The following is a 508-nucleotide window of genomic DNA, read 5'->3' as shown; positions in this document are numbered from 1 at the left end:
TAGCACTTGTTCTTCCCTAACAACAGAGTTTTACGACCCGAAAGCCTTCATCACTCACGCGGCGTTGCTCCGTCAGACTTTCGTCCATTGCGGAAGATTCCCTACTGCTGCCTCCCGTAGGAGTCTGGGCCGTGTCTCAGTCCCAGTGTGGCCGATCACCCTCTCAGGTCGGCTACGCATCGTCGCCTTGGTGAGCCGTTACCTCACCAACTAGCTAATGCGACGCGGGTCCATCCATAAGTGACAGCCGAAGCCGCCTTTCAATTTCGAACTATGCAGTTCAAAATATTATCCGGTATTAGCCCCGGTTTCCCGGAGTTATCCCAGTCTTATGGGTAGGTTACCCACGTGTTACTCACCCGTCCGCCGCTAACTTCATAAGAGCAAGCTCTTAATCCATTCGCTCGACTTGCATGTATTAGGCACGCCGCCAGCGTTCATCCTGAGCCAGGATCAAACTCTCCAATAAAGTTAGTTTGTCTAGCATCTAAAAATAAAAATTGACGTT

General features: G+C 50.8%; 1 rRNA gene. It reads right to left on the bottom strand.

Annotated features, from left to right (window positions below):
• Positions 1-469: ribosomal RNA gene (locus AC1DS7_RS28885) — 16S ribosomal RNA — on the bottom strand; the annotation flags it as partial.
• Positions 470-508 lie beyond the last annotated feature (39 nt).

The sequence above is a fragment of the Bacillus sp. P4_E1 genome (genome assembly GCF_056401715.1).
The sequence above is the reverse complement of the archived record's forward strand: the minus strand, read 5'-3'. Positions and strand labels throughout refer to the sequence as shown.